The following is a 13,861-nucleotide window of genomic DNA, read 5'->3' as shown; positions in this document are numbered from 1 at the left end:
GTCATGAATTTAAAAATAGCGGTACTTTCAGGAGACGGAATAGGACCCGAAGTGGTAATGCAGGCCAAAAAAGCTTTGTACGCTATTAGTACGGCTTTTGATCACGAATTCATTTTCGAAGATGCTTTTATTGGTGCTGTTGCTATTGAAAAATCTGGAAAAGCGCTTCCTACTCAAACATTGAATTTATGTTTGAATACGGATGCGATTTTGTTTGGAGCCATTGGAGATCCTAAATACGACAATGATCCTGAAGCTAAAATTCGTCCAGAACAAGGGCTTTTGCAATTAAGACAAGAATTAGGGCTCTACGCCAATATTCGTCCCATAAAACCTTATAAAGAATTACTAGATGCTTCTCCATTAAAAAGAGAACTTTTAGAAGGAACCGATTTGGTTTTTTATAGAGAATTGACTGGCGGTTTATATTTTGGTGAAAAAACTTTAAATGAAGAAGGAACTTTGGCAACTGACTTATGTTCTTATTCTGAAGAAGAAATAGTAAGGATTTCTCATTTGGCTTTTGCGGCAGCGCAAAAAAGGAGAAAGAAAGTAACCTTAGTTGATAAAGCTAATGTTCTTGAAACTTCAAGGTTGTGGCGAAAAGTAGTAAAAGAAGTTAGTAAAGAGTATCCAGAAGTAACATTGGATTTTTTATTAGTGGATCATGCTGCTCGATATTTAGTCATGCAACCTAATAGATTTGATGTCATCTTAACCGCTAATTTATTTGGTGATATTTTATCAGATGAGGCTAGTGTTTTAACAGGCTCAATAGGTGTTTTAGCCTCTGCTTCGATAGGTGAAAAGCATGCGATTTTCGCACCAATTCATGGTACTTATTCTAAGGTAAAAGGACAAAATATAGCCAATCCATTTGGGGCTATTTTATCTGCTGCCATGATGTTAGAACATTTTGGATTGGATAAAGAAGCTAAAAAAATCTATGATGGAATTGAAAAAGCGGTACAACTAAAAGTCGTCACGCAAGATTTGAATCCCGATTCAATATTTGGAACAAATGAAATTGGTGAGTTTATCATCAATTATATTTTGGACAGAGAGGATTTATTATACTTCAACAACGATAATGTAAGTATTGGTAGATCAACAATAGTATAAAAAAAAAATAAAAACATACACTAATTATATCATAATGGAATTAAATAAATACAGCAAAACAATCACACAAGACGAAACACAACCAGCTTCTCAAGCGATGTTGTATGCACTTGGATTAACTGAAGAAGATTTAAAAAAGGCGCAAGTGGGTATTGTAAGTATGGGTTACGATGGAAATCCATGTAATATGCACTTAAATGATTTAGCCAAAGATATTAAAACAGGTGTCTGGAAAGAAGATTTGGTAGGTTTAATCTTTAACACGGTTGGTGTAAGTGATGGTATGTCTAACGGTAACCCTGGAATGCGTTTTTCATTGGTTTCTCGTGATGTAATTGCTGATTCTATTGAAACAGTTATGGGAGCACAATGGTACGATGGAATGATTGCCGTACCAGGATGTGATAAAAATATGCCAGGTGCTTTAATGGCTATGGGTAGAGTAAACCGTCCATCGATTATGGTTTATGGTGGGTCTATTCACCCAGGAAAATGGAAAGGGGAAGATTTGAATATCGTTTCTGCTTTTGAAGCCTTAGGTAAAAAAATCAAAAACACTATTACAGCTGAGGATTTCAAAGGAGTAATTCAAAATGCTTGTCCTGGTGCAGGTGCTTGTGGTGGAATGTACACGGCTAACACCATGTCATCAGCAATTGAAGCTTTAGGGATGAGTTTACCATATAGCTCTTCTAACCCAGCTTTGAGTCCAGAGAAAAAACAAGAATGTGTTGATGCTGGTAAAGCCATTAGAATTTTATTAGAAAAAGATATCAAGCCTAGAGACATCATGACTCGTAAAGCATTCGAAAATGCAATTACAATGGTGGCTGTTTTAGGTGGTTCTACTAATGCGGTGATGCACTTAATTGCAATGGCGCACTCTGTAGGAATTGTGTTGACATTAAAAGATTTTCAAGATATCAGTGATAGAACTCCATTGTTAGCCGACTTGAAACCAAGTGGTAAATATTTGATGGAAGACTTACACAATGTAGGTGGTGTTCCGGGTGTAATGAAATATTTATTGAAAGTAGGTTTGCTACACGGAGATTGTTTGACCGTAACTGGAAAAACAATTGCTGAAAACTTAGCTTCAGTTCCAGATTTACAAGATGGTCAAGAAGTAATTTTTGAAATCCAAAAAGCATTAAAAGCAACTGGAAATATTCAAATTTTGTACGGAAACATTGCTACAGAAGGTTGTGTGGCTAAAATTAGTGGAAAAGAAGGAGAGTTCTTTGAAGGTACAGCAGTAGTTTTTGAAGGTGAAAAAGATGTTATCAGAGGAATCCAAGCAGGTGAAGTTAAGTCTGGAAACGTAGTTATTATTCGTTATTGTGGTCCAAAAGGTGGTCCAGGTATGTCGGAAATGTTGAAACCAACATCGGCGATCATGGGAGCTGGATTAGGAAACACTGTGGCTTTGATTACTGACGGACGTTTCTCTGGAGGTTCACACGGTTTTGTGGTAGGACATGTTACTCCTGAAGCGTATGAAGGTGGAGGAATTGCCTTAATCGAAAATGGAGATGTGATTACCATTGATGCAGTAAACAATACTATCAATATGAAAATCTCTGACGAAGAGTTTGCAAAACGTAAAGCAAACTGGAAACGTCCAGAATCAGATATCAAACAAGGGGTTTTGCTTAAATACATGCGTTCTGTATCTAGTGCATCTGAAGGATGTGTTACGGATAAATTTTAAGACAAAAAAAATAAAAGTATAATATATCCAACTCGTCTCTCCCTCCTTCGGAGGGGGCTGGGGGGAGGAAAAAAAGATAGACAATGAAAATATCAGGAGCAGAAGCAGTTATCAGATGCTTATTAGCCGAAGGAGTAGATTTGGTTTATGGTTACCCAGGTGGTGCCATTATGCCTGTTTACGATGAGTTGTATAAATTTAGAGATCAATTGCATCATGTGTTAGTACGCCACGAACAAGGGGCTGCTCATGCTGCACAAGGATTTGCTAGAGCTACTGGTAAAGTTGGGGTCGCTATTGCTACTTCAGGACCAGGTGCTACCAATTTAGTAACTGGTATCGCAGATGCGCAAATCGATTCTACGCCTTTAGTATGTATTACAGGACAAGTAGGAAAGCATTTATTAGGTTCTGATGCTTTTCAAGAAACAGATATTATCGGAATTTCGACACCAGTAACGAAGTGGAATTACCAAGTTACCGAAGCAGATGAAATTCCAGAAATTTTGGCTAAAGCTTTTTATATCGCAAAATCAGGCCGTCCAGGCCCGGTGTTGATTGATATTACTAAAAATGCTCAATTTGATACTTTAGATTTTAGCTATGAAAAATGTAACTCAATAAGAAGTTATAATCCTGTGCCTAAATTGAAACTAAGTCAAGTAGAAGCAGCTGCAGCGATTATCAATCAAGCCAAAAAACCAATGATTGTTTTTGGGCAAGGAATTATTTTGAGCGAAGCAGAAGCTGAATTGAAAGCTTTTATCGAAAAATCAGGAATTCCTGCAGCTTGGACTATTTTAGGACTTTCTGCTTTACCTACTGAGCATCCTTTGAATGTAGGAATGGTGGGTATGCACGGAAATTATGGACCTAATGTATTGACAAATGAATGTGATGTTTTAATTGCATTAGGAATGCGTTTTGATGACCGTGTAACTGGAAATTTAGCTACATATGCAAAACAAGCTAAGGTAATCCATTTCGAAATTGACCCAGCTGAAGTAGATAAAAACGTAAAAACAGAGGTTGCCGTTTTAGCTAATGTGAAAGATGCTTTATCAGCGATATTGCCTTTGATTAATGAAAATTCACATGACGCTTGGCATAATGAGTTCAAGAAACATTACCAAACAGAATTAGATATGGTTATCAACGAAGAGTTGAAACCTACTAAGAAAGTGGGTATTTCAATGGGTGAGGCTATCGAAATGATTAACAAACACTCAAATGGAGATGCTATCATCGTTCCAGATGTTGGACAACACCAAATGTTTGCGTGTCGTTATGCGAAGTTCAATTCTACTAAAAGTATGATTAACTCAGGCGGATTGGGAACTATGGGATTTGCTTTGCCAGCAGCTATTGGAGCTAAAATGGGAATGCCAAATCGTGAAGTAGTTGCCGTAATTGGTGATGGTGGATTCCAAATGAACATTCAAGAACTTGGTACCATTTACCAATCAAAAGTTCCTGTGAAAATTGTGGTTTTGAACAATGAGTTTTTAGGAATGGTACGTCAGTGGCAAGAGTTGTTCTTTGACAACCGTTATGCTTCTACTGAAATGATTAATCCAAACTTTATTGCTATTGCCGAAGGCTATTATATCAAAGCAAGAAAAGTTACGAAAAGAGAAGACCTTGACGAAGCAGTAGCAGAGATGATGGCTTCAAAAGACTCTTATTTCTTAGAGGTGATGATAGAAAAAGAAAATAATGTGTTTCCTATGATTCCTACTGGAGCATCGGTTTCAGATATGAGATTAAGCTAAAAAGTTTAAAGTTTCATGTTTCAGGTTTCAAGTTCTAACAGCAACTTTAAACCTGAAACTTTAAACAAAAAATAAATTATGGAAAATAAAACATTCACGATTTCTGTGTATTCAGAAAATAACGTAGGTTTGCTGAATAGAATTTCGGGTATATTCCTGAAACGACATATTAATATATTGAGTTTAAATGTTTCTGAATCAGAGATTGAAAACGTTTCTAGATTTATCATTGTAGTGGACACTACGGAGAAATGGGTTCAGAATATTGTAGGCCAAATCGAAAAGCAAATCGAAGTCATCAAAGCATTTTATCATGTAGACGAGGAAACGATTTATTTAGAAAATGCTTTGTTTAAAATCGAATCAAGTTTGTTATTTGACGAAAGACAGATTCAAAACATTATTAAAGAAAGCAATTCAGAGATTGTTACAGTTTCTAGAAAATTCTTTGTGATTTCAAAATCAGGAAGACGTTCAGAAATAGAAGAATTACACGAAAAATTAAAACCTTTTGGAATCATGCAGTTTGTTCGTTCAGGACGAATCTCAGTTTCAAAAGAACCAATGGAAATATCAACGTTATTACAAGAATTAAATATAAATAAATATTAAAAAATGGCAAATTACTTCAATTCATTACCACTTAGATTACAGTTAGAACAATTAGGCGTATGCGAATTCATGGATAAATCTGAATTCACAGACGGAATCACTGCTTTAAAAGGGAAAAAAGTAGTTATCGTAGGTTGTGGAGCTCAAGGTTTGAACCAAGGTTTAAACATGAGAGATTCAGGTTTAGATATTTCTTATGCTTTGCGTGCTGAAGCTATCGCTGAAAAGAGAGCTTCTTACAAAAACGCTGCTGATAACGGTTTCAAAGTGGGTACTTATGAAGAATTAATCCCAACTGCTGATTTAGTATGTAACTTAACTCCAGACAAACAACATACAGCTGTAGTTAACGCTATCATGCCTTTGATGAAACAAGGAGCTACTTTAGCTTATTCTCACGGTTTCAACATCGTTGAGGAAGGAATGCAAATCCGTAAAGACTTAACAGTTATTATGTGTGCTCCTAAATGTCCAGGTTCTGAAGTACGTGAAGAGTACAAAAGAGGATTTGGAGTACCAACATTAATCGCAGTTCACCCAGAGAACGACCCTAATGGTGTAGGTTTAGCTCAAGCTAAAGCGTATGCTGTTGCAACAGGAGGAGATAGAGCAGGAGTATTGCGTTCTTCTTTCGTAGCAGAAGTAAAATCTGATTTAATGGGAGAGCAAACTATCCTTTGTGGATTGTTACAAACAGGTTCTATCTTGTGTTTCGACAAAATGGTAGCTGAAGGTGTTGATGCTGGATATGCTTCTAAATTAATCCAATACGGATGGGAAACAATCACTGAAGGTTTGAAATACGGTGGAATCACTAACATGATGGACAGATTGTCTAACCCAGCTAAAATCGAAGCATTCAAAGTTTCTGAAGAATTAAAAGACATTATGCGTCCGTTGTTTCAAAAACACATGGATGATATCATCTCTGGACACTTCTCTAAAACAATGATGGAAGACTGGGCTAATGATGACAAAAACTTATTAGCTTGGAGAGCAGCTACAGGTGAAACTAACTTCGAGAAAACACCAGCTGGTGATGTTCAAATCTCTGAGCAAGAATACTATGACAACGGTACTTTAATGGTTGCTATGGTTAAAGCGGGAGTAGAGTTGGCTTTTGAAGCAATGACTGATTCAGGAATCATTGAAGAGTCGGCTTACTACGAGTCATTACACGAAACGCCACTTATTGCTAACACTATTGCAAGAAAGAAATTGTTCGAAATGAACCGTGTAATCTCTGATACAGCTGAGTACGGATGTTATTTGTTTGACCACGCTTGTAAGCCATTAATCGCTGACTACGTGAAAAACGCACCATCTAACTTAGTAGGTCGTCCATTCAACGATGGCGCTAACGGTGTTGACAACAAAGAATTAATCGAAGTAAACGCAATCATCCGTAACCACCCAGTTGAAGAAGTAGGAGCTTGGTTAAGAGAGTCAATGACTGCAATGAAAAAAATCGTTTAATTCACGATTCATATCGTTGTCAGGCTGTCCCGAAGCATCGGGAGTCGAAGTAATGTCAGACTGTCCCGAAGCGTCGGGTGTCGAAGTAATGTCAGACTGAGCTTGTCGAAGTCCTAATAACGATAATAAAACTAAAAAGCGGAGTAATTCATTTTACTTCGCTTTTTTTTGTGCCTATTTTTTTTTAGGAGCAGAACATTTGGTGTCTTTTAAGAAAGTTAGGTTCCCGCTTTCGGCTATATCTTGTGGCGGCGTAAACGCCAGCCGCCACAAGGATGCCACCTCAATCGGGGCTAGGGAGGAAGTTTGTGTTTTCAAAATAGCATTTGAAAAATCATCTTTAAAAGTATTTCCCTTCATTTATTTGTAAGAAAAAATGAATATATTTGAAAACAAATAAAGTTTAGCTGTAACCAAATCTATATAGAAGTTGGCAGTAATTTAATCAAAATTGAAGTGAAATGATTGATGCTATTTTTTTTTTTATTGTATTTGAGTTCTTTTTCTTGATACCATCTTATTTTTTGTATAAAAATTTTTTGAAAAGAAAATATGGAGTTAAGAACTTAAAGCTTAATTCTTTTTTAACGACAATATTAATGCCTGTAATTTGGACAGCATTGTTTATTGGAATCGGTTACGGAATAGTAAATCCAATATTGAGAGCGAAAAAATTTAATTCAAAAGACTGGGTTGAAAATGTAAATTCACGATACAGAATGATTAATGATTTAAAAGAGAACGTACTGATTGGGAAAAACAAAACAGAAGTGCTTAAAATTTTAGGGAAAAGTGACGGCGAATGTGGATATAGAAGCACTGAAGATACAATTTGTTATCTTGTGCCCGACCCTGATGACCCAGGATTTTTGGATCATTATGAGCTGGTTATTCTATTTGACGAGTTTGGTAAAGTCGTAGAAGTAACATCTGAATTGATGTAAAGCCAATCTGGTGCTCGATTGCATCAAGTACCTACTTAAATTAAAAAACAATTCATAGCATTTGCAATACGAATAACGATAGAAATTATTTATGCTATTGCAATTATACATAATGTAACATCAATGAAATCAACATTTAAAATTTGGAAAACTAATAGAAATCTAATCTTAGATTATTTTGAAAGTTATACGCTAGAGCAATTAAATACTATTCCTGACGGATTGAGTAATAATTTGATTTGGAATATTGGTCATATAATGGTCTGCCAGCAAGTATTGATTTATAAATCTTCGAATTTACATGGCTATCTTTCAGCTGAATTAATGGAACGATATAAACCCGGTACAAAACCAACAGGAAAATCCTCAGAAAAGGAAGTAAAGGAATTGAAAAAGCTCTTGATTTCATTAATTGAAAAAACGGAATCTGATTTTTATAATAATCAATTTAAGGTTTACAATGAACGAACTACAAGTATGGGATTTCATTTAGGAACATTGAAAGAAACATTGGAGTATAATAATTATCATGAAGCATTGCATTTAGGGATTATGATGAATATCCGAAAGTTTCTTTGAAATTGAGGTTTTGTTTTGGTCTCATAGTAGTTACTAAGGCTATGTTATTAAGATAAGAGAAATCCAGAGGATTTCAATATTTATAGAAACGATTGTATTAGTGCTGTTTATGCGACCCCGCTGGGGTCGAATACATAGCTTTCACCTTTTTCTATAAATATTTGACCTTTCCAAGGTCATTTCAATCCGCTTCCCCGCTTCGCAAAGTATCATGACTTTGCGAAATTTTAAAAATCACCCCACCAAATAAATTCGCCCCAAAGTCACGTTGGAGTCGATTATACAAACCTTCATTTTTTCTATAAATATTAGATCTTTCCAAGTTCATTTTAGGCCTTAACTTCTAATATTAGTTATTACTTTATTTAGTACTCTGTTATCCAATAAATTCTTTTTATGTGGTATCTGTCGTAATTTTAATAAATTTGTTAAAACCTAAAATTTCAATCAATGTCAGGAACCAATTTACTTAGAATGGACAATGTAGGCATTGTGGTAGAATCGCTAGACGATACCATTGCTTTTTTTGTTGAATTGGGCTTAACGTTAGAAGGACGAGCCATTATTGAAGGTGACTGGGCAGGTCGTGTTACGGGACTTGGGAATCAATCCGTAGAAATAGCCATGATGGTAACACCTGACGGCCACAGCCGACTAGAGTTATCAAGATTCATCAATCCAAAAGTAATTGAAGATCATCGTACCGCTCCAGTAAATGCCTTAGGTTATTTGCGGGTGATGTTTGCCGTTGCGGATATTGACGACACCCTCGAAAGATTGTATAAGCATGGTGCACAACTGGTAGACGAAGTGGTTCGATACCAAGACGCTTATAGACTTTGCTACATCCGAGGTCCAGAAGGAATTTTAATCGGGATTGCCGAACAACTTAAATAGTTTTATTAAGTTAATAAAATAATCGTCACTTCGAGTGATTTTTACGAGTAAAGCTATTGCATTACTCGTAAAAATTGTATCGAGAAGTTTTGTTTAAACGAGTGTTCTCGATACTGAGAAAAAATTTTCTATCGCAAATTTTTTCTCAACTCGAACTGACGATAGGTTGGTTTATTGAAAATTTGTTCGGTTTGATAAAAGTTTTAAATTGAATGAAGAAGTTTATCATCATATACAAAAACAACCCATGAAATACTTTAAAATACTTTGTTTTTTACTTTTTACATATGGTGTTAAAAGTCAAAATGTGTATAAGACTCCTTCAGGTGCAAAGTATCACTTGGCTAGTTGTAGAATGGTGAATAATGTGTCTCAAGTAATACCGATTGCATCAGCTGTTGAAATAGGTTTAGAACCCTGTAAAATTTGCAAACCACCTATAAGTATTCGTTCAAATTTAGCATCACAAAATAGGGCAAAGGGAGAATCTTCTACCGTTCAATGTAGAGGAACAACCAAAGCTGGCACTAGATGTAAACACCGAACTAGTATTGCTAATGGATATTGTTTTCAACACAATCCTGACTAATTAATGATTGATTTTTTTTAAAGAAATACAAATGAAACCAACAGCAGAACATAATGAGCGAATGGAAAAGTTGACCTTTTCATCGGTTTATCCACATTATATTACGAAAGTCTTGAAGAAAGGAAGAACAATCGAAGAATTGCATCAAGTAATCGAATGGCTGACGGGATTTGATGATATTAAAATACAAGAACTCATTGATGAGGAAGCAACTTTTAAAACCTTTTTTCAAAAAGCAAAATTAAATCCAAATGCGAACCTCATTACAGGAGTTATATGTGGGTATCGAATAGAAGAAATTGAAAATCCATTAACGCAACAAGTACGCTATTTAGATAAACTAGTGGATGAATTAGCAAAGGGAAGAAAGATGGATAAAATATTACGATAAACATTGTAAGGAGTAATAGAATACTTTTCTGAAAGTGTTGTAAAGAATGCAGTTATCCATTTTTAAAAATAAGAATCACTTAAAACTCCAAAACTCACCTAATTACCCCCGACAGAAGTGGCATCCTTGTGGCGGCGGGCATTTATGCCGCCACAAGATAGAACGGATGGCGGGAGCGATGTTGTTATAAATGCCTGTTGTTGTGGTCCAAAATAAAAAAAGTTGCGGATGTTTTAATAAACTTTTTTTGGAGACTGATTTTTTTTACTTTTACATTTAATATTTTCAAGAATCGATATAGTTTTAATATATTTATAAAAAATTAATAAAAGGATGAGTTATTATAAAATAGACAACTTAGAACAATACTTTAAACATTATAATAAATCGGTTCGTGAACCAAGAAAATTTTGGGGAAAAATTGCAGAAGAAAACTTTACCTGGTACCAACAATGGGATAAGGTTGTTGAGTTTAATATGGCTGAGGCTGAAGTAGAATGGTTCTCAGGCGCTAAAGTAAATATTGTAAAAAACTGTATTGACAGACATCTTAATAAAAGAGGAGATAAAACCGCTATTATCTTTGAACCAAATAATCCAGACGAAGAAGCTTTACATATTACATATAACGAATTGCACCAAAGAGTCTGTAAAATGGCTAATGTGTTGCGTGATCAAGGGATCAAAAAAGGCGATAGAGTTTGTATTTATTTGCCAATGATTCCTGAATTAGCTGTGGCTACTTTGGCTTGTGCTAGAATTGGAGCGATACATTCGGTTGTTTTTGCTGGTTTTTCGGCTTCGGCAGTGGCGAGTAGAATCAACGATAGTGAGTGTAAAATGGTGATTACTGCTGATGGTGGTTTCCGTGGTAGCAAAACGATTGAGTTAAAAAATATCGTTGATGAAGCATTAGAGAAATGCAAGTCAGTGGAGAAAGTCTTGGTCGTAAAACGAACTAATTCGACTATCAGTATGAAGGAAGATAGAGACATTTACCTTCAGCCTTTATTAGACGAAGCTTCAGACAATAGTGTGGCTGAAATTATGGATGCCGAAGATCCTTTGTTTATCCTTTATACCTCTGGTTCTACAGGGAAACCTAAAGGAATGGTGCATACTACAGCGGGTTATATGGTGTATAGTGCTTATACATTTAAAAACGTTTTTAATTACGAAGAGAATGATATTTTCTGGTGTACTGCCGATATCGGTTGGATAACAGGTCACTCTTATATTTTATACGGTCCATTATTGAATGGAGCGACTACGGTTATCTTTGAAGGCGTGCCATCGTATCCTGATTTTAGCCGTTTTTGGGAAGTTATCGAAAAACATAGAGTGACTCAGTTTTATACAGCTCCAACGGCAATTCGTGCCTTGGCAAAGGAAAAATTAGAGTACGTTTTAAAATTCCCTTTCAAATCATTGAAAGTGGTAGGTTCAGTAGGTGAGCCAATTAACGAGGAAGCTTGGCACTGGTTTAATGACCATGTGGGAGCAAAAAGATGTCCTGTGGTGGATACTTGGTGGCAAACAGAAACAGGTGGAATTATGATTTCGCCAATTGCTTTTGTTACGCCTACAAAACCTACTTATGCGACTTTGCCATTACCAGGTATTCAACCTGTATTAATGGATGAAAAACGCAACGAAATTGAATCAAATCAAGTAGTGGGAAGTTTGTGTATTAAGTTTCCTTGGCCTGGAATCGCAAGAACGATTTGGGGTGATCATGAACGTTATAAACAAACTTATTTCTCACAATTTCCTGGAAAATATTTTTCTGGAGATGGCGCTTTGCGTGATGAAGTAGGGTATTATAGAATTACAGGTCGTGTGGATGACGTAGTGATTGTTTCTGGACACAATCTAGGAACAGCTCCTATTGAAGATGCCATCAACGAACACCCAGCAGTAGCTGAAAGTGCGATAGTAGGTTTCCCTCATGATGTGAAAGGAAATGCTTTGTATGGTTTTGTAATTTTGAAAGAAACAGGAGAACTTAGAAATAAAGAGAATTTATTCCTAGAAATCAACCAACATATTTCAGGACACATTGGGCCAATTGCGAAATTAGATAAAATTCAATATGTTTCAGGATTGCCAAAAACTCGTTCTGGTAAAATCATGAGAAGAATTTTAAGAAAAATTGCTGAAGGTGATTATTCAAATTTTGGAGACACAACCACTTTGTTGAATCCAGAAATTGTTGAAGAAATAAAAGAAGGAAGAGTAGAATAAGGACTCTTTTAGTTATATAAAATAAAAGCTCAAGTATTATTGCTGAACATGCCCCAAAAAGTTAGACACTATTTGGGGCATTTTTTATGGAAAGAAAAGTTAAATATGATTATGCATTTAAATTAGAATGTGTAGAATTAGTTTTAAAGAAACATTACTCAATGTATCATGTTTCAAGATTAAAAGGTATTAACAGATCCAATATTCGTAAGTGGGTCAGTTTTTATAAGGCTTATGGTGAAATTGGTTTATTACCGCGAATAAATCAAAGTTATTCCGCTGAATTTAAGTTAAAAGTACTCAAAACCATAGAAAAAGACTCTCTTTCATTGATGGCAACTGGTATAAGATTTAATATCCCAGATATTGCCATAATTTTAAAATGGAAAAAAGATTATGCTAACTTTGGCCTTAAAGGATTAGAGACAAAACAAAGAGGCAGACCAATTTCTATGAGCAATAATCGTAAAAAAAGCAAATCAAACAAACCCTTAACAAGGGAAGAAGAACTATTAAAAGAAAACGAAAGACTTCGTTGTGAGAATGAATTGCTAAAAAAGTTACAAGCCTTAATTCAAGCCAGGAAAAATTCCAAGCCATAGTAGATTTAAGGCATAAATTTGATTTAGAGTTACTTCTAGATCTAACAAATATGGCGCGCAGTAGTTTTTATTATCATCAAAAACAGAGCAGATTACCTGATAAATATAAAGAAACTAAAGAGTTAATTAAAGTCATTTATAAACGACATAAAGGGCGTTATGGCTACAGACGAATAACTGATGAACTTCAAAGTAAAGGAGTCGTTATCAATCATAAAACCGTTTTAAAATTGATGAAACTATTAGGACTAAAGAGTATTGTTAGAGTAAAAAAATACAAATCTTATAAAGGGGAAAATGGTAAAATAGCTCCAAACTTATTGCAAAGAAATTTTAAATCAGAAGCTCCAAATCAAAAGTGGGCAACCGATATAACAGAATTTAATGTCTCTGGAAATAAGTTGTATTTATCACCTATAATTGACTTGTTTAACCAAGAAATAATCAGCTATGAACTTACTGAACGACCAGTTTTTAACCAAGTAGTTATGATGCTAAAAAAAGCATTTAAGAAAATACCAAATAATACAAATTTACTACTCCATTCTGACCAAGGTTGGCAATATCAAATGAGGCAGTATCAATATTTATTAAAGAAAAAAGGTATTGTGCAAAGTATGTCACGAAAAGGAAATTGTTTAGATAATGCTATTATTGAAAATTTCTTTGGAACACTAAAGTCTGAAATGTTTTATACGCAAAAATTCAAATCAATAGAACAATTAAAAAAGGAAATCGATAAATATATAATCTATTACAACAACGAGAGAATTAAATCAAATTTAAACAAAATGAGTCCGATAAAATATCGAACTCATTATTATCAAAATTAAATATAAATTTGTCTAAACTTTTGGGTGCAGTCTATTGCTTGGGCTTTTTTTTGAGTTCATTTTAAGTAGAATAATTTTATAAGGTTATT

Annotated in this window: 12 protein-coding genes and 1 pseudogene; 12 read left to right on the top strand and 1 reads right to left on the bottom strand. The window is 34.9% G+C overall.

All coding sequences use genetic code 11. The features are described from left to right. Positions 1-3: 3 nt before the first annotated feature. The 5 genes from leuB to ilvC all read left to right on the top strand — a co-directional run bounded on the left by leuB (position 4) and on the right by ilvC (position 6,693). Positions 4-1,122 carry a 3-isopropylmalate dehydrogenase gene (gene leuB, locus SLW70_RS13160; RefSeq protein ID WP_320888975.1) on the top strand — a complete coding sequence of 373 codons (1,119 nt, stop codon included), beginning with the start codon at positions 4-6 and terminating at the stop codon, positions 1,120-1,122. Positions 1,123-1,156: 34 nt separating this feature from the next. Then, positions 1,157-2,833 carry a dihydroxy-acid dehydratase gene (gene ilvD, locus SLW70_RS13155; RefSeq protein ID WP_320888973.1) on the top strand — a complete coding sequence of 559 codons (1,677 nt, stop codon included), beginning with the start codon at positions 1,157-1,159 and terminating at the stop codon, positions 2,831-2,833. 83 nt (positions 2,834-2,916) lie between these two features. Beyond that, positions 2,917-4,605: a biosynthetic-type acetolactate synthase large subunit gene (ilvB, locus tag SLW70_RS13150; RefSeq protein WP_320888971.1), complete on the top strand. Its 1,689-nt coding sequence runs from the start codon at positions 2,917-2,919 to the stop codon at positions 4,603-4,605. Positions 4,606-4,683: 78 nt separating this feature from the next. Continuing rightward, positions 4,684-5,217 carry an acetolactate synthase small subunit gene (gene ilvN, locus SLW70_RS13145; RefSeq protein ID WP_320888969.1) on the top strand — a complete coding sequence of 178 codons (534 nt, stop codon included), beginning with the start codon at positions 4,684-4,686 and terminating at the stop codon, positions 5,215-5,217. Positions 5,218-5,220: 3 nt separating this feature from the next. Then, positions 5,221-6,693 (top strand): ketol-acid reductoisomerase, encoded by a 1,473-nt coding sequence (gene ilvC / locus SLW70_RS13140; protein ID WP_320888967.1) that lies wholly within the window; start codon positions 5,221-5,223, stop codon positions 6,691-6,693. A gap of 174 nt (positions 6,694-6,867) precedes the next feature. Here ilvC and SLW70_RS13135 read toward each other — a convergent pair whose 3' ends face one another. After that, positions 6,868-7,053: a hypothetical protein gene (locus tag SLW70_RS13135; RefSeq protein WP_320888965.1), complete on the bottom strand. Its 186-nt coding sequence runs from the start codon at positions 7,051-7,053 to the stop codon at positions 6,868-6,870. Between the two features lie 179 nt (positions 7,054-7,232). Here SLW70_RS13135 and SLW70_RS13130 point away from each other — a divergent pair, with 179 nt between their 5' ends. The 7 genes and pseudogenes from SLW70_RS13130 (at position 7,233) to SLW70_RS13095 (ending at position 13,772) form a co-directional block, all read left to right on the top strand. Next, on the top strand, positions 7,233-7,637 hold the full coding sequence (locus SLW70_RS13130; protein WP_320888963.1) for a hypothetical protein: 405 nt from the start codon (positions 7,233-7,235) through the stop codon (positions 7,635-7,637). Between the two features lie 123 nt (positions 7,638-7,760). Further along, a complete protein-coding gene (locus tag SLW70_RS13125; protein ID WP_320888961.1) occupies positions 7,761-8,216 on the top strand; it encodes a DinB family protein in 456 nt (151 codons plus the stop codon). Positions 8,217-8,666: 450 nt separating this feature from the next. Further along, positions 8,667-9,113, top strand: coding sequence for a VOC family protein (locus SLW70_RS13120; RefSeq protein WP_320888960.1), 447 nt, complete (start codon positions 8,667-8,669; stop codon positions 9,111-9,113). Positions 9,114-9,360: 247 nt separating this feature from the next. After that, positions 9,361-9,702: a DUF5763 domain-containing protein gene (locus tag SLW70_RS13115; RefSeq protein ID WP_320888958.1), complete on the top strand. Its 342-nt coding sequence runs from the start codon at positions 9,361-9,363 to the stop codon at positions 9,700-9,702. 31 nt (positions 9,703-9,733) lie between these two features. Continuing rightward, entirely contained in the window at positions 9,734-10,093 is a 360-nt protein-coding gene (locus tag SLW70_RS13110; protein WP_320888956.1) for a DUF2200 domain-containing protein, read from the top strand. Positions 10,094-10,426: 333 nt separating this feature from the next. Next, positions 10,427-12,337 (top strand): acetate--CoA ligase, encoded by a 1,911-nt coding sequence (gene acs, locus SLW70_RS13105; RefSeq protein ID WP_320888954.1) that lies wholly within the window; start codon positions 10,427-10,429, stop codon positions 12,335-12,337. 86 nt (positions 12,338-12,423) lie between these two features. Further along, positions 12,424-13,772, top strand: a pseudogene (locus SLW70_RS13095) (IS3 family transposase). Positions 13,773-13,861 lie beyond the last annotated feature (89 nt).

Origin of the sequence: Flavobacterium sp. NG2 (assembly GCF_034119845.1) — a bacterium.
GTDB lineage: Bacteria > Bacteroidota > Bacteroidia > Flavobacteriales > Flavobacteriaceae > Flavobacterium.
Note: the sequence above shows the minus strand (reverse complement) of the source record. Positions and strands in the feature narration are given on the sequence as shown.